General features: G+C 65.6%; 17 protein-coding genes. 10 read left to right on the plus strand and 7 right to left on the minus strand.

Annotated features, from left to right (window positions below; all coding sequences use genetic code 11):
- From ACSZPK_RS02410 to ACSZPK_RS02435, 6 genes are read right to left on the minus strand one after another with little or no spacing between them, the layout of a single operon-like run.
- Entirely contained in the window at window positions 1-1,395 is a 1,395-nt protein-coding gene (locus ACSZPK_RS02410) for an efflux transporter outer membrane subunit (protein ID WP_437879790.1), read from the minus strand.
- A gap of 10 nt (window positions 1,396-1,405) precedes the next feature.
- Complete coding sequence (locus ACSZPK_RS02415) at window positions 1,406-3,352, minus strand: MacB family efflux pump subunit (RefSeq protein ID WP_437879791.1); 1,947 nt, start codon at window positions 3,350-3,352, stop codon at window positions 1,406-1,408.
- The gene (locus ACSZPK_RS02420; protein WP_437879792.1) at window positions 3,346-4,512 is read right to left on the minus strand and encodes an efflux RND transporter periplasmic adaptor subunit; all 1,167 of its coding nucleotides are present in this window, start codon (window positions 4,510-4,512) and stop codon (window positions 3,346-3,348) included. Before ACSZPK_RS02420 ends, ACSZPK_RS02415 begins: the two co-directional genes overlap by 7 nt.
- A gap of 23 nt (window positions 4,513-4,535) precedes the next feature.
- Window positions 4,536-4,880 carry a DUF3325 domain-containing protein gene (locus ACSZPK_RS02425; RefSeq protein ID WP_437879793.1) on the minus strand — a complete coding sequence of 115 codons (345 nt, stop codon included), beginning with the start codon at window positions 4,878-4,880 and terminating at the stop codon, window positions 4,536-4,538.
- Window positions 4,880-6,535 (minus strand): PepSY-associated TM helix domain-containing protein, encoded by a 1,656-nt coding sequence (locus tag ACSZPK_RS02430; RefSeq protein WP_437879794.1) that lies wholly within the window; start codon window positions 6,533-6,535, stop codon window positions 4,880-4,882. Before ACSZPK_RS02430 ends, ACSZPK_RS02425 begins: the two co-directional genes overlap by 1 nt.
- Window positions 6,532-6,819, minus strand: coding sequence for a hypothetical protein (locus tag ACSZPK_RS02435; protein ID WP_437879795.1), 288 nt, complete (start codon window positions 6,817-6,819; stop codon window positions 6,532-6,534). The genes ACSZPK_RS02430 and ACSZPK_RS02435 overlap by 4 nt, the downstream gene beginning before the upstream one ends.
- Before the next feature lie 346 nt (window positions 6,820-7,165).
- Here ACSZPK_RS02435 and ACSZPK_RS02440 point away from each other — a divergent pair, with 346 nt between their 5' ends.
- The 10 genes from ACSZPK_RS02440 (at window position 7,166) to ACSZPK_RS02485 (ending at window position 20,512) form a co-directional block, all read left to right on the plus strand.
- Window positions 7,166-7,672, plus strand: coding sequence for a sigma-70 family RNA polymerase sigma factor (locus ACSZPK_RS02440; RefSeq protein WP_437879796.1), 507 nt, complete (start codon window positions 7,166-7,168; stop codon window positions 7,670-7,672).
- Window positions 7,669-8,616 carry a FecR domain-containing protein gene (locus ACSZPK_RS02445; protein ID WP_437879797.1) on the plus strand — a complete coding sequence of 316 codons (948 nt, stop codon included), beginning with the start codon at window positions 7,669-7,671 and terminating at the stop codon, window positions 8,614-8,616. Before ACSZPK_RS02440 ends, ACSZPK_RS02445 begins: the two co-directional genes overlap by 4 nt.
- Window positions 8,617-9,043: 427 nt before the next feature.
- Window positions 9,044-11,239 (plus strand): TonB-dependent siderophore receptor, encoded by a 2,196-nt coding sequence (locus tag ACSZPK_RS02450; RefSeq protein ID WP_437880269.1) that lies wholly within the window; start codon window positions 9,044-9,046, stop codon window positions 11,237-11,239.
- Between the two features lie 165 nt (window positions 11,240-11,404).
- Entirely contained in the window at window positions 11,405-11,929 is a 525-nt protein-coding gene (locus ACSZPK_RS02455; RefSeq protein WP_437879798.1) for a sigma-70 family RNA polymerase sigma factor, read from the plus strand.
- A complete protein-coding gene (locus ACSZPK_RS02460; RefSeq protein ID WP_437879799.1) occupies window positions 11,926-12,864 on the plus strand; it encodes a FecR domain-containing protein in 939 nt (312 codons plus the stop codon). The genes ACSZPK_RS02455 and ACSZPK_RS02460 overlap by 4 nt, the downstream gene beginning before the upstream one ends.
- 86 nt (window positions 12,865-12,950) lie before the next feature.
- On the plus strand, window positions 12,951-15,401 hold the full coding sequence (locus ACSZPK_RS02465) for a TonB-dependent siderophore receptor (RefSeq protein WP_437879800.1): 2,451 nt from the start codon (window positions 12,951-12,953) through the stop codon (window positions 15,399-15,401).
- A 164-nt stretch (window positions 15,402-15,565) separates the two neighbouring features.
- The gene (locus ACSZPK_RS02470) at window positions 15,566-16,072 is read left to right on the plus strand and encodes a sigma-70 family RNA polymerase sigma factor (protein ID WP_437879801.1); all 507 of its coding nucleotides are present in this window, start codon (window positions 15,566-15,568) and stop codon (window positions 16,070-16,072) included.
- Window positions 16,069-17,025, plus strand: a complete 957-nt coding sequence (locus ACSZPK_RS02475) for a FecR domain-containing protein (RefSeq protein ID WP_437879802.1) — start codon at window positions 16,069-16,071, stop codon at window positions 17,023-17,025. Before ACSZPK_RS02470 ends, ACSZPK_RS02475 begins: the two co-directional genes overlap by 4 nt.
- A 162-nt stretch (window positions 17,026-17,187) precedes the next feature.
- Complete coding sequence (locus ACSZPK_RS02480) at window positions 17,188-19,566, plus strand: TonB-dependent siderophore receptor (RefSeq protein WP_437879803.1); 2,379 nt, start codon at window positions 17,188-17,190, stop codon at window positions 19,564-19,566.
- A 49-nt stretch (window positions 19,567-19,615) separates the two neighbouring features.
- Window positions 19,616-20,512 (plus strand): alpha/beta hydrolase, encoded by an 897-nt coding sequence (locus ACSZPK_RS02485; protein ID WP_437879804.1) that lies wholly within the window; start codon window positions 19,616-19,618, stop codon window positions 20,510-20,512.
- Window positions 20,513-20,561: 49 nt separating this feature from the next.
- Here ACSZPK_RS02485 and tauD read toward each other — a convergent pair whose 3' ends face one another.
- Window positions 20,562-21,419 (minus strand): taurine dioxygenase, encoded by an 858-nt coding sequence (gene tauD / locus ACSZPK_RS02490; protein WP_437879805.1) that lies wholly within the window; start codon window positions 21,417-21,419, stop codon window positions 20,562-20,564.
- Between the last annotated feature and the right edge of the window lie 6 nt (window positions 21,420-21,425).

Consider the following 21,425-nt stretch of genomic DNA (forward strand, 5'->3'; position numbering starts at 1 on the left):
TCAGCCTTCACCGCGCGCAGGCGTGGCGGCAAGCTGTGTCTGGCGCTGCCAACCGCCACCGAGGGCACGGGCCAGGGATACGCTGGCCTGCAGGCGGGACAGACGCAACTCGGCCGTTTCATCCTGGGCCTGGTAAAGGGTCCGCTGGGTATCGAGCAATACCAGCAAGGTTTCCGCGCCTGCCCGATAGCGCGACTCGGCAAGCCGGAAAGCCTCTTCGGCCTGGCGCTCGACTTCCAGTTGCGCGAGCAACTGCGCATCGATGCCAGCTTGGGTGTTAAGCGCGACCTGCACGTCCTGGAAGGCGCTGACGATGCTCTGCCGGTAGTCGGCCAACAGTTCTTCACGACGCGCCTCGGCCAGGTCGCGGCTGGCGGCCAGGTAGCCCCCGTCGAAGATCGGCGCAACCAGGGCGCCGGCCAGGGAGTAGATCGGGTCAGAGAATAACCGCGGCAGCCGGCTCGAACTGCCAGCGGCACTGGCGCTCAGGGTCAGGCTCGGCAGCAGGGCCGCACGGGCCGCCTTGAGGTCGGCATTGGCTGCCGCAAGATTGGCTTCGGCATAGGCCAGGTCAGGGCGCTGCAACAGCAGGTCGCTGGGTACGCCGGCAGCGATGTCGGGCGGGGTCAATCGGGCCAGGGATATCTCGTCCAGCCTCAGCTCGACCTCATTGCGCCCGAGCAGCACCGCCAGCGTCGAACGACTGTCTTCCAACTGCTGCGCCAGTTCCGCCACCGAGCGGCGCTGGCTGGCGACGACACCCCGTTGCTGGGCCAATTCCAGCGGAGTGGCCGCACCGGCATTACGACGTGCCTGCACCGTGTTCAGCACACGCTCGGCAGTGCTCAGGTTGAGCCGACCGATACGCAGGCGCTCGCTCAACCCCTGGTATTGCAGCCAACTGGTGGCCGCGCTGGCAGCCAGCGATATCTGCATCGCGTCACGGTCGAAAGCGCTGGCGTTCAAGCTGGCCAGGGCACTGTCGCGGGTGGCGCGCAGGCGGCCCCAGAGATCGATCTCGTAGCTGGCGGCCAGCCCCGCGTAGAAGGCATCGCCATCGACGTCGTTATCGCCACCGAGGCGCCCCTCGCGCGAAGCCTCGAGGTTGCCGGTCAGCGATGGCAACAAAGGCGCACCAGCCTGGCGAGCAGTGGCTTCGGCCTGGTTGACCCGGGCCACGGCCGCGGCCAGCTCCTGGTTCTGCGCCAGTACCTGCTGCACGACCTGGTCCAACTCACTGCTGGCGAAGGCCTGCCACCAACCGTCCACGGGGGCACTACCGAGGCTGGCGGTACGCCATTGCTGCGGTGCGGCTGGCAGCTCCACGGTCGCGGTCGGCGACGAACAACCCTGGATCAGCAGCACGGCGATAACGAAGGGCAGGGTACGGGTCATGGTCAAATCCTTATTCAGCCGCCAAGGCGACGACAGGGTCCAGCGCGGCGGCCGTGCGCGCCGGCAGGAAGCCGAACAGCAGGCCGGTCGCCACCGAGCAGGCGAAGGCCAGGAGCATGGCCGACAGGGAGAACACCAGCGGTACTTCCCAGACGATCAGCAGCGCACCAAATACAAGGCCGCTGACCACGCCGACACTGCCGCCGATCAGGGTGACCAGCACCGACTCGGTGAGGAACTGGCGCATGATGTCGCGCTGGCGAGCCCCGGTGGCCATGCGGATGCCGATCTCGCGGGTGCGTTCGCGCACGGTCATCAGCATCACGTTCATCACCCCGATACCGCCGACCAGCAACGATACGGCGGCGATCAGGGCCAGCATCAGGGTCATGCTCTGGCGGGTCTTGGCTTCGGCCTGCAGCTTGGCGGCAGAGTTGTAGATACGGAAATCCTGGCGCCCATGGCGTTGCAGCAACAGCTCTTCGAGGGACTCCTGGGCCTTCGCCACCAGATCGCTGCTCTTGACCTCGATGGCCCCGTAGCTCTCGTTGCGCAGTTTCGGGAATACCCGCACCACGCCCGTGCTGTGCGGGACCAGCACCTGCTCGTCCGGGTAGTTGCCGCCCGCCTCGCTGCCTTTTTCGCTCATCACGCCGATCACTTCGAAGGGCGAGCTGTTGATGAGCAGGATCTTGCCCAGCGGGTCGCCGCCTTCGGGGAACAGCTTCTTGTAGACGTCGCTGCCCAGGACCGCCACGGCCGCGACCTGGCGATTCTCCGCTTCGCTGAAGAAGCGCCCACGCGCCACCGGCCAGTGGTGAATCGCCGGCAGGTGGATGCCAACCCCCAGCACCTCGCTCTGCAGTGCCTGCTGGCCATGGCGGATCAGTGCCGGGTCGCGCAGGATCGGCATCACCCGGGCGACCTCGGGCAGCTTGGCGATGGCCTCGAAGTCGTCCAGCGTGAGCACGCCGATAGGACCGCCGGTACGCGGTACGTCGCTGGAGATGTACATCATGTTGGCGCCCATCACGCCCATTTCCGTCACCACCTTCTGCTTGGCACCCTCGCCGACCGCCAGCATGACGATCACCGAAGCCACGCCGATGATGATGCCGAGCAGGGTCAGTGCCGTACGGAAACGGTGGATCATCAGCCCGCGCAGGGTGCCGCGCAGCATCTCGCCAAGCTCGCTGAAGAAGCTCGCGCCCTTGTCCAGGCCGACCTTGTGCATGTCGGGTGCCGGCAGGGCATTGGCCGGCACGCTGACGCCGGTGTCGCCGATGATCTCGCCGTCGCGGATCTCGATGACCCGGTTGGCCTGGGCGGCGACATCACGGTCGTGGGTGATCAGGATGATGGTATGCCCAGCGTCGGCCAGCTCGTGCAGCAGCGCCATGACTTCCTTGCCGCTGCGGCTGTCGAGGGCGCCAGTGGGTTCGTCGGCGAGGATGATGCGCCCGCCGTTCATCAAGGCCCGGGCGATCGACACGCGCTGCTGCTGGCCACCGGACAACTGGCTGGGGCGATGATCGAGGCGCTCGCCCAACCCCAAGCGTTCCAGCAAGGCGCGCGAGCGCTCGTGGCGTTGCTCGGTCGCGGTGCCGGCATAGATGGCAGGAACCTCGACGTTCTCTTGTGCCGACTCGGTGGCGATCAGGTGATAGCCCTGGAACACGAAACCGAAGGCCTCGCGCCGCAGCCAGGCAAGCTGGTCGGCATTGAAATCGGCGACATCGTGGCCGGCGAACTTGTAACGGCCGGCACTCGGGCGGTCGAGGCAGCCGAGCATGTTCATCAGGGTCGACTTGCCCGAGCCCGAAGTCCCGACGATGGCGACGAACTCGCCGGCATGAATCGACAGGCTGATGCCACGCAGCACATCCACCGCCGGGGCGCCGCCCTCACCACCATAGGTACGGCGAATGCCTTGCAGCTCGATCAGCGGCGTTACCACTGGAACCTCGACATCCGCTCCTCGTTCTGGGCCTCGCCGGTGATCAGGCGCTCGCCCTCACCCAGCCCGTCGAGCACTTCTGCAACCTGGCGATCCCGCGCGCCGACCTTGACCGGATACAGCACCGGCTGGTCATTCTTCGCCAGCACCCGCACCTGGTAGTTGCCCGGCGTGCCCAACAACGCATCCAGCGGCACGGTCAGGACGTTATGCGCCGAGGCAGTGATGAACACCACTTGGGCGGTCATCTGCGGCATCAACTCGCCATCGGCGTTATCCACGTCGAACAGCACGGTGTATTGCACGACCTTCTCCGGCTCGGCCACGCTGGTGGTCGACTCGCTCTGGTTCGGGTCCACCGGCGGTGCCGGCAGCACCTGGCGCACCGTGCCATGCCAGCGCCGCTCGTCACCGCCCAGGGTGGTGAAGTACAGTGGCAGGCCGGCCTTGACCCGACGGATATCGGCTTCGGAAACCCGTGTCCAGCCGGTCATCTGGCTGAGATCGGCAATGCGCAGCACGGTCGGCGTCTGGTAGGTGGCGTTGAGGGTCTGGCCCTGTTTCACGTCGACACCCAGCACCACGCCGGAGATCGGCGCGTAGAGCCGGGTGTAGCTGAGCTGTGCCTCATTGCCCTTCAGCCCAGCCTGGCTTTCGGCGATCTGCGCCCGCAACTGGCGCAGCTTGGCTTCGGCGGACTTCAGCGTGGCGACAGCGGTCTGCACGTCTTCCTCGCGGGTCGCATCGTCCTTGGCCAGGCGCAACTGGCGTTGATGCTGCTGGCGCGCCAGGTCGAGCTGGGCTTGCTGGTCCTGCAGTTGCGCACGCAGGCCATCCAGCGCGGCACGGTCGGCTTCCACTGTGGCTTCGTGCAAGCTGGCATCGATCTCGGCAAGCAACTGGCCCTTCTGCACCTGATCGCCAGCCTGCACATGGATGCGCATCACCTGGCCGGAAACCTGGGCCCCCACGTCCACCGACTCACGCGGCTGCAGCGTGCCGATGGCCACGACGGTGGATTCGACATCGCCGCGCCGTACGCTCTCGGTGATATAGCCGGAGGCCGGCTGACTACCGAACAACCAGTAGCCGGCCATGGCGATAACGAGAATCAGTAACAGCATTGCGCGGCGCGGCCAGGAGCGAATAACAGCAGTCATCGAGCGGTCCTTGAGTTAAGGCGTCAGGCTGCTCCGAAGAGCAGCAAGGGCAGTCCACCGAGTGTCGCCACGCCCGCCAGCAGGGCAGCGCTTCTCGGCCAGTACGGCAACATCAGCACCAGCGCAAACGCACTGGCGGAAAGGAAACCAATCCAGTTCACCACGCCCACCGAAGGGCCCCAGGCGCGGATGCACGGCCACAGAGCGAGTACCAGCAGGGCCCAGCCGACAACGCGCAACAGGCGTTGCAGGTGCGGCGACTTCTTCGTCCAGACCTGGGTGTGGTGACGGTCCATGGCCAGGCACAGGCCGCCCATGCCGGCATAGGTAAGGGCGATGGCCAGGACAGTGGCGAACGAAACCTCCATCACGCCACCTCCACTTCAGCGGTGCCGGCACGGGCAGGTTTACGTCGCGGCTTTACCGGCGCCTTGCCCTTGAGCCAGACATGACGGGCGCTGTACAGGCTGAGCAGGCCGAAAAGCAGGGTCGTCAGCTCGACGCCGGCACGCTCGCCGTCGCCGCGCAGCAAGTAGCTGACGAACTGATCACCGACAACGATCCAGTTGAGCAGCGGCAGCAGCAGGCACAAGGCAGCGGTGGCGATCAATTGTTCGATCCAGGCCTTGCGCGCCGGACGCAGGCTGGCATGGACATAGGTCAGTATCCAGAGCGCGAAGAAAGCGGCGATTTCCCATTCCGGACGGTTCTCGATGCCCAACGGGATCAGGCGGTTGGCCCAGAGGAAACCGATGCTGGCCAGCGACAGGCCGGCAATGGTGCCGATATTGAGGATTTCGATGACCCGGTACACGGCAGCGGTGCGCTCGCCGAATTCGTTCAGCGCACGCTGGCGGCGCTTGATCATGAACAGCAGGGCGCCGGTGGCCATCATTGCCGCGCCGGCCATGCCACAGACGAAATACAGCCAGCGCACCGCATGGCCGCCGAAACCGGCGAAGTGCAGGTTGGCCATCACCGACTGCACGCTCTGGGTCTCGCCACCACGTAACTCACCCGGCATCTGGATATCGGTCTGTTCGCCGGTCACCGCGTCGAAGGATGCCCGACCACTGCCGCTGCCAAGCAGGCGGTATTCACCAGGTTTCTCGATGAATCGACCGAAGGCCATGGACGTGGCGGTGACGTCACCGGGATGGGAAACGTTGACGAAGCTGACCGGACGCTGCAACTGCGCCTCAGTCTTGATCAGGACCTGATCCAGCGCCGTCATCGCGGCACGTTCGCCAGTCTGCTCACGATGCTCGGGCTGGGTCAGCAGGTCGGCGAAATAGGCCTCGCTGCTGGAGTAGTGGGCTTCGATGCCGGCCGGCATGTAGATCATGTAAAAGGTCGCCAGGCCGGTGTAGGCGATCATCAGTTGGAACGGCAGGCTCAGCACCGACATGGCGTTGTGCGCGTCCAGCCAGCTGCGCTGGCCTTTGCCGGGGCGGAAGGTGAAGAAATCCTTGAAGATGCGCTTGTGGATGACGATGCCACTGACCAGCGCCACCAGCATGGCGATGGTGAAGATGCCAACCAGCCAGATACCCGCCTCGCCAGCGTGGAACTCGTAGTGCATATGGACGAAGTGGTGGCCGCCCTCGGTCTCGCGCTCCAGGGTCTTGGCCAGTACCTCGCCGGTTTCCACGTCGAGCCGCTCGCTGTGGAACACTTCGTCCTCGCCTTCCCAGAACACCCGGATCGCCCGATCCTCGTCGGAGGGCAGGCCGATGGCCCAGAACTCGCCATAAGGCGCTTGCTTCTCCAGGAAAGCCTGGCCCATGCGCACCATCAGCGGGCGGTCGAAACCATCGTCCATCGCATCGCTGGCAATGGCCTCGCGAGCCTGGGGCATTTCCGGCTTCATCCAGCGAGTGATCGGCTCGTCGAACACACCCAGGGTGCCGGTGAGAAAAATCACGAACAGCACCCAGCAGGCCCATAGCGCGCCCCAGGTGTGCAACCAGGCCATCATCTGGCGGAAACCGCCCTGGGCCACGCCCTGCTCGACCTTGCTCATGCGCCAGCTCCTATCAGCAGACCGGCGGCGGTGAACAGCACCGTCGGGATCAGCAGCCACAGCCACAGCTTGCGCAGGCTCTCGACCGAAAAGGCCCAGATGATGATCGCGGTGAAGATGGCGAAGCTCGCCAACGAGGCGGCCAGGACCGCCTGGCCCTTGGGCAGCGGAATGATCGCGCCGAGGAAAATGACCAGGGCACAGGTCAGCGCGTAACCACCGAAGATGGCGGCGACGGTGCGCGACAGGAGGGCCCGCGCGTAGGGGGACAGGTTCGATTTCATGGAAGGATCTGAGGCTCTGGGCAAAGTTAGGCCACTCCGCAACATGTTTCGCGGGATAAAAATGGCCGGCTGCATACCTCCAAGACGGACGAGAGACGAAAAACCCGCAGTCCAGATTGAAAATCCGCGCAACGGATTGTTACCTGATGTGTTCTTTACAGGAGGCAACCGCTCTGCAATGGGCTTTCAATGTCATTCTGGAAAATATGACGAACGAGGCCGGGCAAAAATGATAATCCATCTCGAATCCCGTGCCGCCAGAATCGACGAAACGTTCGCGGCATCTGATGGATTGCGGGCAATGGCAGGCAATATATAGAATGAGACTATTTCTCATTAGAAACGGTTGCTATCAGTGTCGGCATCAAGGCTGGGGTTCTTTTTCAGCGACCATCACCGCTGGCTGTTGCAGCATGTGCAGCGCCAACTGCGCCATCGCGCGGATGCGGAAGACACCGCCGCGGAAACGTTCTGCCAGTTGCTCGCGGCCCAGGTCGACCCGGCGACCATCGAACAGCCGCGCGCCTACCTGTCGACCATCGCTCGCCGGTTGATCTACGACCGCCACCGTCGACGCCGCCTGGAACAGGCCTACCTCGAACGCCTGGCCCTGTTGCCGGAGGCACTGGCCCCTTCGCCAGAAGAGCGTCACCTGCTGCTGGAAGCGCTGGCCGCCATCGACGCCGTGCTCGCCGGCCTGCCCGTGGCAGTGAAGAAGGCCTTCCTGCTCAGCCAGCTCGATGGCCTCAGCTATGCCGAGATCGGCAAGCGCCTGCAGGTCTCCGAACGTACCGTTGGCCGCTACATGACCCAGGCCCTGCGCCAGTGCTACCTGAGCGGCGCGCAGCCATGAGCCGGGTCGTGCTGGACGATGCCGCCGAACAGGCCATCGCCTGGATGGTACGTCTGCGCTCGGGGCATGCGGAGGCTGGCCAGCAGGCACGTTTCCAGGCCTGGCTGGACGAAAAACCGGCGCATGCCGAGGCCTGGGCGCACCTGCAACGCGGTCTCGGTTCACCCTACGATGTACTGCGTCGGGCGCCGATGCCATTGCGCGACACCCTGCTGCAGGCCGAGCCTGGCCGGCGCGACGTTCTGCGCGGACTGGTCGGCCTTGGCCTGCTGGGCGGCGGCCTCTGGCTCGCCGCCCGCAGCGATGCCGGGCGCGCACGCCTTGCCGATCTGCGCACCGGCACCGGCGAGCGCCGCACCCTGTCGCTGGCCGACGGCAGCCGCCTGAGCCTGAATGCCGACAGCGCCGTGGACCTGGACTTCTCCGCCCAACGCCGCCTGCTGCATCTGCGCCGTGGCGCCCTGGTGGTGCACGTGGCGGCCGATCCGACGCGACCTTTCATCGTGCGCAGCGCGCAGGGAGAAACGCGGGCGCTGGGTACGCGGTTCCTGGTGGAGCAGAAGGCGCAGAGCACTCGCGTGGTGGTGCTGGAGCACAGCGTACGTGTCAGCCTGGCCAGCGGCAACGTACTGGTTCTGGGTGAAGGTGAAGGCGCGTTGCTGCATGCGCAACACATCGAACCGTTGTCGTCCGGCCAGGCCTATCGCGCCGATTGGGTCGACGGTCGCCTCAGCGTGATCGACGAGCCCCTGGCCAGCGTGATCGACGCGCTGCGTCCCTATCGTTCCGGCTTCATCCGCGTCAGCCCCAGGGCACGCAACTTGCGGGTTCAGGGTGTGTTCCCCCTGGACGACCCCGAGCGTGCCCTCACCGCCCTGGCCGAGACCCTGCCGATCCGGATCGAGCGCTATGGTGGATGGCTCACCCTGGTCGAAGGCAAATGACAAGGGAGCCGCAAGCGCTAGGGTCTGTTGCCGTTTCGGCGCAAGCCGCGTTGTCGCGACGAAACGGCAACAGACCCTAGGCAGTAGTTCGTATGTCGCGTCTGGTTGCAGCTTGAGGCCTGAAGTTTTTTTGCTTTCCCCTGTCCTATTTTCCGCGCTCGTCCCACCTCTCTCCTGACAACACATAAAATTCAGGAGTATCGACGTGTTCAGACCCTGGCCTCTGGCCCTCGCCATATCGCTGGCAGCCGTACCTTTCGCCGTCACCTGGGCCGAGCCGGCCAGCCAGCAACAGGCGCAGCGTTTCGACCTGCCGGCCGACAGCCTGGCCAACACGCTCAACGCCATCGCCCGGCAAAGCGGCCAGGTAATCTCTCTCGACCCGGCGCTGGTTGCTGGCAAGCAGGCGCCAGCGGTGCATGGCGAAATGAGCAGCGTGCAGGCCATGCAGCAGGCACTGGCCGGCAGCGGCCTGCAGTTGTTCGTCACCCCGAGCGGCAGTTTCAGCGTGATCCCGACAGGCAAGGCGGATGGCGACAAGGCACTGGAACTGGGGGCGACCAGCGTCAATGCCCGCGGGCTGGGCACCATCACGGAAGGTACGGGCTCCTACACCACGGGGGCGGTGACCATCGGCAAGTCGGCCCAATCGCTCCGGGAAACGCCGCAATCGGTAACAGTGGTTACTCGTCAGGTCATGGACGACAAGAACCTCACCAGCCTGAACCAGGTGCTATCGAAGACGCCAGGGTTGTCGTTCACTCAGCGCAACTTCGGCTCGCACCAGTACGAGTCCCGTGGCTTCGTCCTGGGGGAAGAAGCCTTCCTGATGGATGGCATCCCCGGCCAGTCCTACAACATGACCGCCTGGATGCCGCTGGACATGGCCTACTACGACCGGGTCGAAGTCCTGCGCGGCGCCAGCGGCATGCTGGTCGGCGCCGGTAGCCCGGGCGGCGCGATCAACCTGGTACGCAAGCGCCCCACTGCCGAGCCGCAGTTCTCCATCACCACCCGCGTCGGCTCCTGGGACACCTACCGCATGGACCTGGACGGCAGTGGCCGCCTCAACGAGCAGGGGACCTTGCGGGGGCGCCTCGTCACCGCTTACGAAGACCAGGGTTCCTACATCGACGGCCTGGAGTCGGAGACCCCGCTGCTGTATGGCATCGTCGAGGCGGACCTGAGCGACGCCACCACCCTGGCCCTGAGCGTGCGCCGCCAGCGTACCCATCTGAACGGCTACTCCATCTACGACCTGCCGCGTTACAACAATGGCCACTCGCTGGATATCTCCCGCTCCACGTCGCTCGCTCCGGATTGGGCCTACAAGGACAGCGAGACGGATGAAGTCTTCACCGAGTTGACCCATCGCTTCAACGACCGCTGGACCAGCAAGACCACGCTGGTGCATTCGGAGGCAGACTTCGCCTCGGCGACCGCCTATGCCCAGGGAGCGATCAACCCGCTCACCCAGGTTGGGTCCACCTATCGCGGCGTGGAATATCGCGACGTGAGCATGAAGGGCAACGGCATCGACAGCTTTCTGGAAGGCAACTTCGAGGCTTTCGGCCTGATCCATCAAGTCAATCTGGGCGCCAGTTGGTCGGAACACGACCTCACCACCAAGCGAGCGGTGGTCAGCACGGGGATCAACGGCACGCCGGTCAACGTGTTCGACGTCAACCATGATGCCCTCGCCAAGCCGACACGCCCCGCCTGGTCGCAGATCAGCGAGTACACCGAAGAACGCAAGGGCATCTATGCCAATGCCCGTATCCATCTGGCCGAACCGCTGAGCCTGGTGCTGGGCAGCCGCTTGAGCTGGTACGACTATGACTACGACGACAAGCTCGGCACTGGCGACTACGAGAACAAGCAGACGCGCGAGTTCACGCCATTCGCCGGGCTGATCTACGACATCGACGCGAACTGGTCCTGGTACGCCAGCTACGCGGACATTTTCAAGCCCCAGGCCAACTATCGCAGCGTGAATGGTTCCCCGCTCGATCCGGCGGTCGGCACCAATTACGAAACCGGTATCAAGGGCGAGCTGTTCGACAAGCAACTGAACCTGTCGCTGGCGTTGTTCTACATCAAGCAGGAGGACGTCTACGGCATCGACCAGGCCAACGCCGGCCTTTGCCCATCCAACGACTCGGCGGGCACCTGCTACTTCAACGTCACCACCCAGCGCAGCAAGGGCGTCGATATCGAGGCCAGCGGCGAGTTGCTGCCGGGCCTGCAGCTCATGGGTGGCTACACCTACAACATGACCCGCAGCAGTTCGTCGACGCCGCTGAGCACCGACACGCCGAAACACATGGCCCGCCTCAGTTCCATGTACACCTTGCCGGGCGAGTGGCAGCGCCTGTCGATGGGCCTTGGCGTTTCCGCCCAATCCGGATTCAGCAATGTCACCAATGGCGTGGAATACGGCGTCAACGGCTATGCGATCTGGGATGCTCGCGTTGCCTACAAGATCGACAGGCACTGGAGCGTTGCGGTAAACGGCGAAAACCTCTTCGACCGGCGTTACTACCTGTCGGCCCCGGCACTCGATCGCGGCAACATTTTCGGCGCGCCACGCAGTTACATGCTGACCCTGCGCGGCGATTTCTAGAATCGCCCCGAGCGCTCCCGCACGACCGTGTGGGAGCGCCTTTCCCAACACTGCGCACCTCCTCCTTTCGCAACCTGGCAGCGGCTGCGCCATTCCCAATCCCGCCGCCGAACATTACACTTGCGACGAATTCCTATTTGCATCGTATGACTGGCGGAGGGCCGGATGTCCACAGGAGTGCCCGACGCGTCACCGCACGCTGGGCTGGATTCGCTCTATCGCGACCACGCCGGCTGGCTGCAAGGCTGGCTGCGCAAGCGCCTGGGCGACCGCGAGCGGGCCGAGGACATTTCCCATGACACCTTCGTCCGCCTGATCACGTCCACCATCGTCCAGCCACTGCGTGAGCCACGCAGCTTCCTCGCCACGGTGGCCAAGCGGGTGATGGTCGATCACCTGCGCCGGCGTGCCCTGGAGCAGAGTTATCTGCAAGCCCTGGCCCTGGAGCCGGAACTGCAGGAATACTCGCCGGAACGGCGCGTGCTGATGCTGGAAACCCTGCTGCAACTCGATGCCATGCTCGACGGCCTCGGCCCACGGGTCCGCCAGGCCTTCCTGTTCGCCCAGCTCGATGGCCTGGGCTACAGCGAGATCGCCCAGCGCCTGGGGGTATCGGTCAGTTCGGTGACCAAATACATGGCCAGGGCCACCGAGCAGTGCCTGCTGTTCGCCCTGGACGCCGAAGGATGAGCCCCGCCGAACAACGCCTGGCGTTGCGCGATGCGGCGCAGTGGCACGCGCGCCTCGGTGCCGAGCCGGACAGCGCGCACATCCATCAGCAATGGCAGGCCTGGCACCAGCAGAGCGACCTGCATCGCTGGGCCTGGCAGCGCCTGGAGAATCTCCAGGCCGAGTTGCAGGGGCTGCCCGGCCCGCTGGCACGTCGCACCCTCGGCAGCAATGTGCAAGCGACCCGCCGTACGCTGCTCAAGGGCCTGGTCCTTGGCCTCGGCGTTTCCGGCCTGGGCTGGAGCGGTTATCGAAACGCGCCGGTCTGGCTCGCCGACCTGCGCACCAGTACCGGCGAACGACGCGACCTGGCCCTCGTCGACGGCACCCGCCTGATACTCAATACCGCCAGCGCCGTGGACATTCGCTTCGAGCCGACGCAACGCCTGATCATCCTGCGCGCCGGCGAAATCCTCATCGAGACGGCCAAGGACCCGCGTCCGTTCAGGGTACGCAGCGCCCACGGCGAAATGCGCGCCCTCGGCACACGCTTCAGCGTGCGCCAGTACGACGATCACACCCGCCTCAATGTGCTGGAGCATGCCGTCGCCGTGCGTAACGCAGCGGATCCCACCGAGGTGCGCGTGGAGGCCGGCATGCAACTCGATTTCGACCAAGGCCCGCTGCCGGCGCCGCACGCCGCCGAGCCGAACCAGACGGCGTGGAGCCAGGGCCGCCTGGTCATCGATAACTGGCGCCTGGACCGCACCCTGGCCGAGCTGCAGCGCTATCGTCCCGGCTTCATCGGCTGCGCCGACTACATCGCGAGCCTGCGCCTGTCCGGCGCCTACCCGCTGGACGACACTGACCGCGCCCTGGCCGCCATCGCCCAGGCCCTGCCAGTGCGTATCGAGACCCGTACGCGCTACTGGGTGAGCGTGAAACCGCGCAAGTGAAAATATTTTTCATTTGCCATTGTCGATTCGCCGACGCTCGCTCGACCTCTCCTGCAAATCGCCCCATGGCATTTGAAGGAGCCCTCATGCCGCACACGAGAAATCGCCAACCGCACCGCCACAAACCTCTCGCCATCGCTATCCTCGGCGCCACGCTGGCGCTGCACGGCAGCATCGTCCAGCCGCTATTGGGCGACGCCGGCCAGGCCCGCGCCGAAACGCCGGCGCCAACCTACGCCATCGCCCCCGGTCCGCTCGGCGCGGTGCTCAGCCAGTTCGCCAACGAGGCGGGCGTGGTGCTGTCGTTCGATTCGGCGTTGACCAATGGCAAGAGCAGCCAGGGGTTGCAGGGCAGCTACAGCGTCGAGCAGGGGTTTGCCAGGCTGCTGGCGGGGAGTGGTTTACAGGTGCTGCGCAGCGGCACCGGCGACTATCTGCTGGCGCCGCATGACGAAGGCGACGCACTGGAGCTGGGCGTAACCAGTGTCAACAGCCGCGGTCTCGGCGAAACCACCGAGGCCACCGGCTCCTACACCACCGGCGCGGTGAGCATCGGCAAAGCGGCGCGATCGATCCGCGAAACCCCGCAGTCGGTCACGGTCATGACCCGCCAGGTGATGGATGACAAGAACCTCACCACCCTGGACCAGGTCATGGCCAAGACCCCCGGCCTGACATTCAGCCAGCGTAACTACGGTGCCCATGTGTTCCAGTCCCGGGGCTTCGTGCTGGGCGAGGAAAGCTACCTGATGGATGGCGTGCCAGGGCAGGCCTATACCGTCACGGGCTGGTTGCCGCCGGACATGGCGATCTTCGACCGTGTGGAAGTGCTGCGGGGCGCTTCCGGCGTCCTGGTCGGCGCCGGCAACCCCGGCGGGGCCGTCAACCTGGTGCGCAAGCGCCCGACGGCGGAGCCCCGCTTCTCCGTGACGACCCGGGCCGGCTCCTGGGACAACTACCGCGTGGATCTGGATGGCAGCGGCAAGCTGAACGAATCAGGCAGCGTGCGCGGTCGCCTGGTCGGCGCCTATGAAGACAAGGGTTCGTACCTCGACGAAAAGCAATCGAAGACCCCGCTGCTGTACGGCATCGTCGAAGCGGATATCGCCGACGACACCACCCTGACCCTCAGCCTGCGCCACCAGACCGGCAAGATCGACGGCTACTCGATCTTCGGCCTGCCCCGCTACAGTGACGGCCGAGCCCTCGACGTATCGCGCTCGACCGCGCTGGTTCAGGACTGGAACAGCCACGCGACACGCATGAACGAAGCCTTCGTGGAAGTCGCCCATCGCTTCAACGATGACTGGACCAGCACCACGTCCATCACCCATTCCGAAGGTACGATCAGTCAGGCCATCGCCTATGCGCGAGGCGCGATCAACCCGGCCACGCTCACCGGCTCGACCTTCCGGGGCGTGCAATTCCGTCACATCGATGTGAACAGCAGCGGCGTGGACAGCCATCTGGACGGCAATTTCGAAGCCTTCGGCCTGACTCACCAGGTCACCGTCGGCGCCAACTGGTCGCGCCAGAAGGTCAAGGACCAGATGGCGGACATCTACTTCTCCGGGGTCAGCGCCAACGTCTTCGATGTCGACCACCACGCGTTCGCCAAGCCCGCGCGCCCGGCCTGGACATCCATCACCAACCTGGTCGACGAACGCTCGGGGATCTACCTCAATACCCGGCTGCACCTGTCCGAGCCATTGAGCCTGATCCTGGGCGGTCGCGTCAGCTGGTACAACTATGACTTCGACTACAAACTCAACGATGGCGACTACGTGACCAAGGAAACCGGCCAGTTCACGCCCTTCGCCGGACTGGTCTACGACATCGACTCGAACTGGTCCTGGTACGCGAGCTACGCGGATATCTTCATGCCGCAGAGCAACTACCGCGATGCCAACGGCTCTCCGCTCGATCCCGCGATCGGCGCCAACTACGAAACCGGTATCAAGGGCGAGTTGTTCGACAAGAGGCTGAATCTTTCCCTGGCGATGTTCTACGTCAAACAGGAAGACGTATCCGTGGAAGATGCCGCCAACAGCGGATGCACCTGGAACGATGCCTATGGCACCTGCTACATGAACGGCACCATCCAGCGCAGCAAGGGCTTCGACGTCGAAGCCAGCGGCGAAGTGCTGCCGGGCTTGCAGGTGCTGGCCGGCTACACCTACAACATGACCCGCAGCAGCAACGGTGGCCCGATTTCCAGCGACACCCCCAAGCACCTGGCGCGCGTGTCCACCAGCTACAACCTGCCCGGCGCCTGGAACCGCCTGACGGTGGGCGGTGGCGTATCCGCCCAGTCACGCTACGAAAACGAAACCTCGACCGGAAGAAAATACGGCGCGGCCGGCAGGGCGATCTGGGATGCGCGAGTGGCCTGGCAACTCGATCCGCACTGGCAGGTCAGCCTGACAGGGGAAAACCTGTTCGACCGCAAGTATTACTCATCCGCCGACGGCCTCGACCGGGTCAACCTGTATGGCGAGCCGCGCAGCTACATGCTGACCTTGCGGGGTGATTTCTAAACAGCAACCGGTCATTGCAGCGAGCGGGTCGCGCGCAATGCGTTACCCGCCCGGCATCCAGCGCTTTTCTCGACGCTCGCCCCAACCCATTCCCAACCCGCACTCGGCAAGACTAGAATTGCGACACGTTCTTATTCGCAATATTGACGAGGGAGGCGGGGTTGATGACGTACCCCGATACGGCGCCGGATCTGCACACGCTCTACCGCGACCACCATGGCTGGCTGCAGGGCTGGCTGCGCAAGCGCCTGGGTGATCGCGAGCATGCCGCCGACATCGCCCAGGACACCTTCCTGCGCCTGCTGGTCAGCCGGCGCATGCCCGGACTGGGAGAAGGGCGTGCCTACCTGGCGCAGATCGCCCGCAACCTGATCATCGACCAGTGGCGCCGCCAGCGCATCGAACAAGCCTACCTCGACAGCATCGCCAGCCTGCCGGAACCCGAGTCGCCGTCGCTGGAGACGCGCGCCATGGTAATCGAGACCCTGCTGCAGATCGACGCCATGCTCGATGCCATGCCAGCCAAGGTGCGTGAAGCCTTCCTCCTGTCGCAGTTCGAAGGCCTGGGCTACGCCGAGATCGCCGAGCGCCTGGCGGTCAGCGTCAGCTCGGTGCAGAAATACATGCAGCGGGCGATCGGCGCCTGCTACCAGGTGCTGTACGCCGAATGAAACGCGCCAGCGAAGGGCCCATCGCCCCGGCCATCGTCGAGCAGGCCAGCCATTGGCTGATGCTGCACTGGGGCGGTGAACTGGACGCCGAACAGCGCCAGCGTTTCGCTGACTGGCGTGCAGCCGATCCCGAACATTCCCGGGCCTGGCAACGCCTGGAGCATCTGCAGAGCACCCTGGCCGGCGTGCCAGCCGCCACCGCCAGCAGCGTGCTGCGCGAGATGCCCGATGCGCGCAAACGCCAGACCCTCAAGCTGCTCGGCCTGCTGCTGATGGCCGGCGCCGGTGGCTATGTCGCCCAGTCGCAAGTGCCCTGGCGCGAAACCCTGGCCGACCTGCGCAGTGGCACCGGCGAGCGTCTGCAACGCACCCTGGCCGACGGCAGCCAACTGAGCCTGAACAGCGGCAGCGCGGTGAACATCCGCTACAGCACCAACGAACGGCGCATCGAGTTGCTGCGTGGCGAACTGCTGCTCGACAGCGGCAAGGACCCGGCCGGGCGCCCGCTGATCGTGGCAACCGCCGCGGGGGAAATCCAGGCGCTGGGCACGCGTTTTTCCATCTACGAAACCGAAGGCGGCAGCCGCGTCGAACTCTACGAAGGCGAGCTGGAGCTACGTCCGCGCCGATTACAGGCGGTGCGTTTGCACGCGGGGCAGCAACGCTGGTTTTCCGCCGAACGCCTCGGCCAGGTCGGCAAGGCGGATGTCAACGCCATCGCCTGGAGCGACGGGCGCCTGGTGGCCGAACGCATGCCGCTGGGCCGCTTCATCGCCGAATTGTCCCGCCACCGCCCCGGCTTGCTGCGCTGCGACCCGGTCGTGGCCAGGCTGGAGCTGACCGGCGTGTTCCCCCTGGACGACACCAACCGCGTACTGGCCGCCCTGCAACAGTCGCTGCCGATTGAAATACACCGCCTGAGCCGCTACTGGATCACGCTCGTCCCCAGGTGAGCGACAAGCCTCAAGTCGGAGCGAAAGCACCTGAACACGCACTCGCTCTGCGTTCACTTGCAACTGACAACTTTTTTCAAAAAAGCCTTGTCGGTTTCGCCGACTCGCTCGGGATACCTCTTGAACATCACCTAAGAAGCATTCTCAAGAGGACCATCCAGAATGCCACATCTGCCCATTTCGCCCCGCCAAGCGCTCCGCCATACCCTGTTCGCCAGCCTGCTCGCCGCCCAGCCGCTGGCCCTGGCCGCCACCGCCCAGGCCGCTGGCGCCGGCGCCCGGCAAGCCCACGCCTACGCTATCCCCGCCGGCCCGCTGGACCAGGCGCTGAACCGCTTCGCCAGCGCCGCCGGCATCCTGCTCTCGGTAGACGCCCAGCTCACCGCCGGCAAACGCAGCCCGGGGCTCGACGGCAGCTACGCGGTGGACGAGAGCCTGGCCCGCCTGCTGCAAGGCAGCGGCCTGCGCGCAGTCGAGGCCGACGGCGGCTACGTGCTGGAACCGACACCGGCGAGCGGCGAGGTGCTGGAGATAGGGACGACGAACATAGCCGGCTCCAGCTACGAGACCGAAGACTCGAACAGCTACACCACAGACCTCATCTCGGTGGGTGAAAAGGCCGCTGTATCCCACCGCGAAGTGCCGCAATCGATCTCGGTCGTGACCAACGCGCAAATCCGCGCCAATGGCTACACCTCGCTGGACTCGGCGTTGCAAGACGTGCCCGGGGTGCTGGTCTGGGCCAATGACGAAGGGCGCTCGTCGATCTACCTGCGCGGCTTCGAGCTGGACCGGCTCTACTACGACGGCCTGCCAATGGGCGAGTCCTCGATCAACGCCACGCAGCCCGACCTGTCGACGATCGACCACATCGAGATACTCAAGGGACCGGCGGGGCTCTTCACGGCCTCCGGCTCGCCCGCCGGGACGATGAACATGCGTCTGAAGCAGGCGAACCGCAGCGAGCCGGGCGGCTACGTCTCGGCCGAGACGGACGAGAACGGCCGTTATCGCGGCGAACTCGACTACGGCAGCGCGCTGAACGCCGAAGGCACCCTGCGCGGCCGCGCGGTCCTCGCCCACAGCGCGGGCGACGGCTTCATCGACAAGACGGAAAATGGCGTGGACTCGCTCTACGGCACGCTCGCCTGGGACATCACCCCCGACACGCTCGCCAGCCTCTCGCTCAGCCACATGGAAAAGGACATCAAGCCGTTCAACGGCCTGCCGACCTACGCCGACGGCAGCCTGGTCTGGATCGATGACGACGCCACCAGCGCGGCGGACTGGAACCGCTTCGACAACGACATCAACAACGCGGTGTTCGCCCTGGAGCAACACTTCGACAACGGCGCGCGGGCCAAGCTGGCGCTGCGCCAGTCGCGGCATACCTCGGACTACCTGTACGCCTGGGCCGGCTCGGCGGCGAGCGCCGACAACACGGTCAGCGGCCTGCGCTGGCTGGCCCGCGAGTGGGAAAGCGATTCGACCGCGCTCGACGCCCACGCCGAACTGCCCTTCGTCCTCGGCGGCTGGGAAAGCAGCGTGATCGTCGGCGGCGACGCCGAGAAGAGCGACGCGACCACCAAGACGGCGAACGGCGCGATCGCCGGCAGTTGGGACCTGGACGACTGGGACGTCGGTAACGTGGCCCAGCCGCAGGTGAGCTGGGCCAGCATCACCCGCAGCGAAACGACCACCCAGGGCCTGTACGGCCAACTACGGGTCAAGCCGACCGACGCGCTGGCGCTGATCGTTGGTGCGCGAACCTCGTGGTACGACAACACCTCGACCAACCGCCTCACCGGCAGTGTCGCCAAGCTGCACGAAAGCGGCGAGGCAACGCCCTTCGCCGGGCTGACCTACGACCTGACGGAAGCGATCACGCTCTATGCCAGCTATTCGGAAATCTTCCAGCCGCAGTCCTACCAGGACGAAGACGGCAATACCCTGGAGCCGCTGACCTCGGGCCAGTACGAAATCGGCCTGAAGTCGGAGTTCGACGGCCTGAACCTGACGGCAGCGGTCTTCGACCTGCGCCAGGAGAACGTCGCACAACTGGTGACGACCGGGGTCTACAGCGCGGCCGCCGAAGTACGCTCGCGCGGCGTGGAGATGACCGCCGCCGGCGAGTTCCACGACAACCTGCACCTGTCGGCGGGCTACACCTACAACGAGACCGAATACAGCAAGGGCGAGGACGCCGGCGAGGTCTATTCCAGCTACACGCCGCGCCACATGCTGAAAGTCGGCCTGCTCCAGGACATCAACGACGGCACCCTCGCCGGCTGGAGCCTAGGCGGCCAGTTGCGCGCGATGTCCGAGTTCTCCAGCGTTTCCGGCAGCACGACGATCAAGGCCCCTGGCTATGCAGTGCTCGACCTGCTGGCGAAGCGAAAGCTGGGCGCCAGCACCGACCTGCGCCTCGCCCTCGCCAACGCCCTCGCCAAGGACTACTACATGCGCGTGGGAACCACCGCGGTGTTCAACTTCCGTGGCGAGCCGCGCACCCTCACGCTGGCGCTGACGCACCGCTTCTGAAACGGCGGCGCATAAGGCCCGTGATAGACACGCAATCGGAGAACTCAAGGTGACGGTCGTTTCCCGCAGAAGCATCCTGTGCGCGCTCGCCGCGCTCCCACTGGCCGGTCGGCTGGCCGCCGAGCCGCGTGGCGACCGGCAGCCGGCCGAGGTGATCGACGACCCGCGCGTCGACCGCTTCGACCTCGGCCCTGCCGCCGCGCCCTGGCGCATCTTCGTCGGACGGCCCCGGGTGGCGGCGCCCGCCAGCGGCTATTCGGCGCTCATCGCGCTCGACGGCAATGCCGCCTTCCCACTGCTCTGGCGCGCCCGCGAGGCCCTGGCGCCGGATGCGCCAGTGGTCATCGTGGGCCTCGGCTACCCGAGCGCCTACCGCTTCGACAGCGAGCGGCGCTTTTTCGACCTGACGCCCGTCACCCCGGCCGAGCATTTCGGCGACCGCCGCAGCGACCGGGCCACCGGGGGCAGGGCAGCGTTCCTCGATTTCATCGCCGGCGAACTGCCGCGCGCCCTGGCCCGGCGCGTCCCGCTGGACCCCACGCGGCAAACCCTGTTCGGGCACTCCCTGGGCGGCCTGTTCACCCTCTACGCGCTCTACCGACGGCCCCAGCTGTTCAGCCGCTACGTCGCCGCCGATCCGTCGATCTGGTGGAACCAGGGCTCGATTCTCGACGACGAAGCGCGCTTTCGCGAAACGCCGGCCGCAAGCGGAGCGCCGCCGATCCACCTGCTGATCGAAAATTCCGGCGCAGAACGGCATGCCCGTTCCGACGTGCGCGCCACCGCCGAATACTCCGCCCACCTGGTCGCGCAGCGACTCGCGGCAAGCGGGAAAGTCGCCGTGCGCTACCGGGCATTCCCGGAGGAAACCCACCCCTCGCTGCTGGCGCCCGCCCTGGGCGATGCGCTGCTGTTCCACCTTGACCGGCTTCCCACCCGGCCATAGCACGGCCCATTCCCATACACCCGGGGCTTTTTCTCTTGCCGCTTCATGCTTATGGCTTGCCGCTGCCCGCAGACCCGAACGGCTTGTCCCCGAGAATCGTCGCCCGGTGCATGATCCGCCGTTGCGGTCGGTAATCGTCGCAGGCGTAGTGCTGGGTCAGGCGGTTGTCCCAGAAGGCCAGGTCGCCCTGGCGCCATTGCCAGCGCACGCTGAACTCGGGTTTGGCGATGTGCTTGAACAGCATCTGCAGCAACGCATCGCTTTCCCCCGGCTCCAGGCCAACGATGCGGGTGGTGAAGGCTTCGCTGACGAAGAGACCCTTCTTGCCCGTTTCCGGGTGTATGCGAATCACCGGCTGTTGCACCGGCGGGTTGGCGGCGCGGGCGGCGTTCCATTTCTCCAGGGCATCCGGCGTGGTGCCGAAGCGCTCCAGGGGGAAGGACAGGGTCAGGTCGTGCAGCGCGACGAGGCCGTCGAGTAGCTGGCGGATCGGCGCGGACAGCGCCTCGTAAGCCGCCGAGCAACTGGCCCACAGCGTGTCGCCACCGTGCGGCGGCACCAGGCGCGCACTGAGCAGCGAACCCAGCGAAGGGCGTTCGATGAATGACACGTCGGAGTGCCACAAGGCGTTGTCGCGCAGGTCGTTGAGCTCGGTGTCGAGCACCAGTATCTCCGGCTGCTCCTCGATCTTCGGGTAGATCGGATGGATGTGCAGGTCGCCGAACAGCGCGGCGGCGTCACGCTGCTGGCGTGGGGTCAGCAACTGCTCACGGAAGAACAGCACCTGGTGCTCCAGCAGGCCCTGGCGCAGGGTCGCGTAGGTTTCGGCGTCCAGCGGCTGGCTCAGGTCGACGCCGGTTACGCGGGCGCCGAGGGCCTGGCCGATACGTTCGAATTGGATGGTCATGGTCTG

Origin of the sequence: Pseudomonas sp. LRF_L74 (genome assembly GCF_965644255.1) — a bacterium.
GTDB lineage: Bacteria > Pseudomonadota > Gammaproteobacteria > Pseudomonadales > Pseudomonadaceae > Aquipseudomonas.

Coding starts and splice junctions, on each gene's coding strand:
- ACSZPK_RS02410 (WP_437879790.1), bottom strand. CDS start 1,395: ATGACCCGTACCCTGCCCTTCGTTATCGCCGTGCTGCTGATCCAGGGT.
- ACSZPK_RS02420 (WP_437879792.1), bottom strand. CDS start 4,512: ATGACTGCTGTTATTCGCTCCTGGCCGCGCCGCGCAATGCTGTTACTG.
- ACSZPK_RS02425 (WP_437879793.1), bottom strand. CDS start 4,880: ATGGAGGTTTCGTTCGCCACTGTCCTGGCCATCGCCCTTACCTATGCC.
- ACSZPK_RS02430 (WP_437879794.1), bottom strand. CDS start 6,535: ATGAGCAAGGTCGAGCAGGGCGTGGCCCAGGGCGGTTTCCGCCAGATG.
- ACSZPK_RS02435 (WP_437879795.1), bottom strand. CDS start 6,819: ATGAAATCGAACCTGTCCCCCTACGCGCGGGCCCTCCTGTCGCGCACC.
- ACSZPK_RS02445 (WP_437879797.1), top strand. CDS start 7,669: ATGAGCCGGGTCGTGCTGGACGATGCCGCCGAACAGGCCATCGCCTGG.
- ACSZPK_RS02450 (WP_437880269.1), top strand. CDS start 9,044: ATGAGCAGCGTGCAGGCCATGCAGCAGGCACTGGCCGGCAGCGGCCTG.
- ACSZPK_RS02455 (WP_437879798.1), top strand. CDS start 11,405: ATGTCCACAGGAGTGCCCGACGCGTCACCGCACGCTGGGCTGGATTCG.
- ACSZPK_RS02460 (WP_437879799.1), top strand. CDS start 11,926: ATGAGCCCCGCCGAACAACGCCTGGCGTTGCGCGATGCGGCGCAGTGG.
- ACSZPK_RS02465 (WP_437879800.1), top strand. CDS start 12,951: ATGCCGCACACGAGAAATCGCCAACCGCACCGCCACAAACCTCTCGCC.
- ACSZPK_RS02470 (WP_437879801.1), top strand. CDS start 15,566: ATGACGTACCCCGATACGGCGCCGGATCTGCACACGCTCTACCGCGAC.
- ACSZPK_RS02475 (WP_437879802.1), top strand. CDS start 16,069: ATGAAACGCGCCAGCGAAGGGCCCATCGCCCCGGCCATCGTCGAGCAG.
- ACSZPK_RS02480 (WP_437879803.1), top strand. CDS start 17,188: ATGCCACATCTGCCCATTTCGCCCCGCCAAGCGCTCCGCCATACCCTG.
- tauD (WP_437879805.1), bottom strand. CDS start 21,419: ATGACCATCCAATTCGAACGTATCGGCCAGGCCCTCGGCGCCCGCGTA.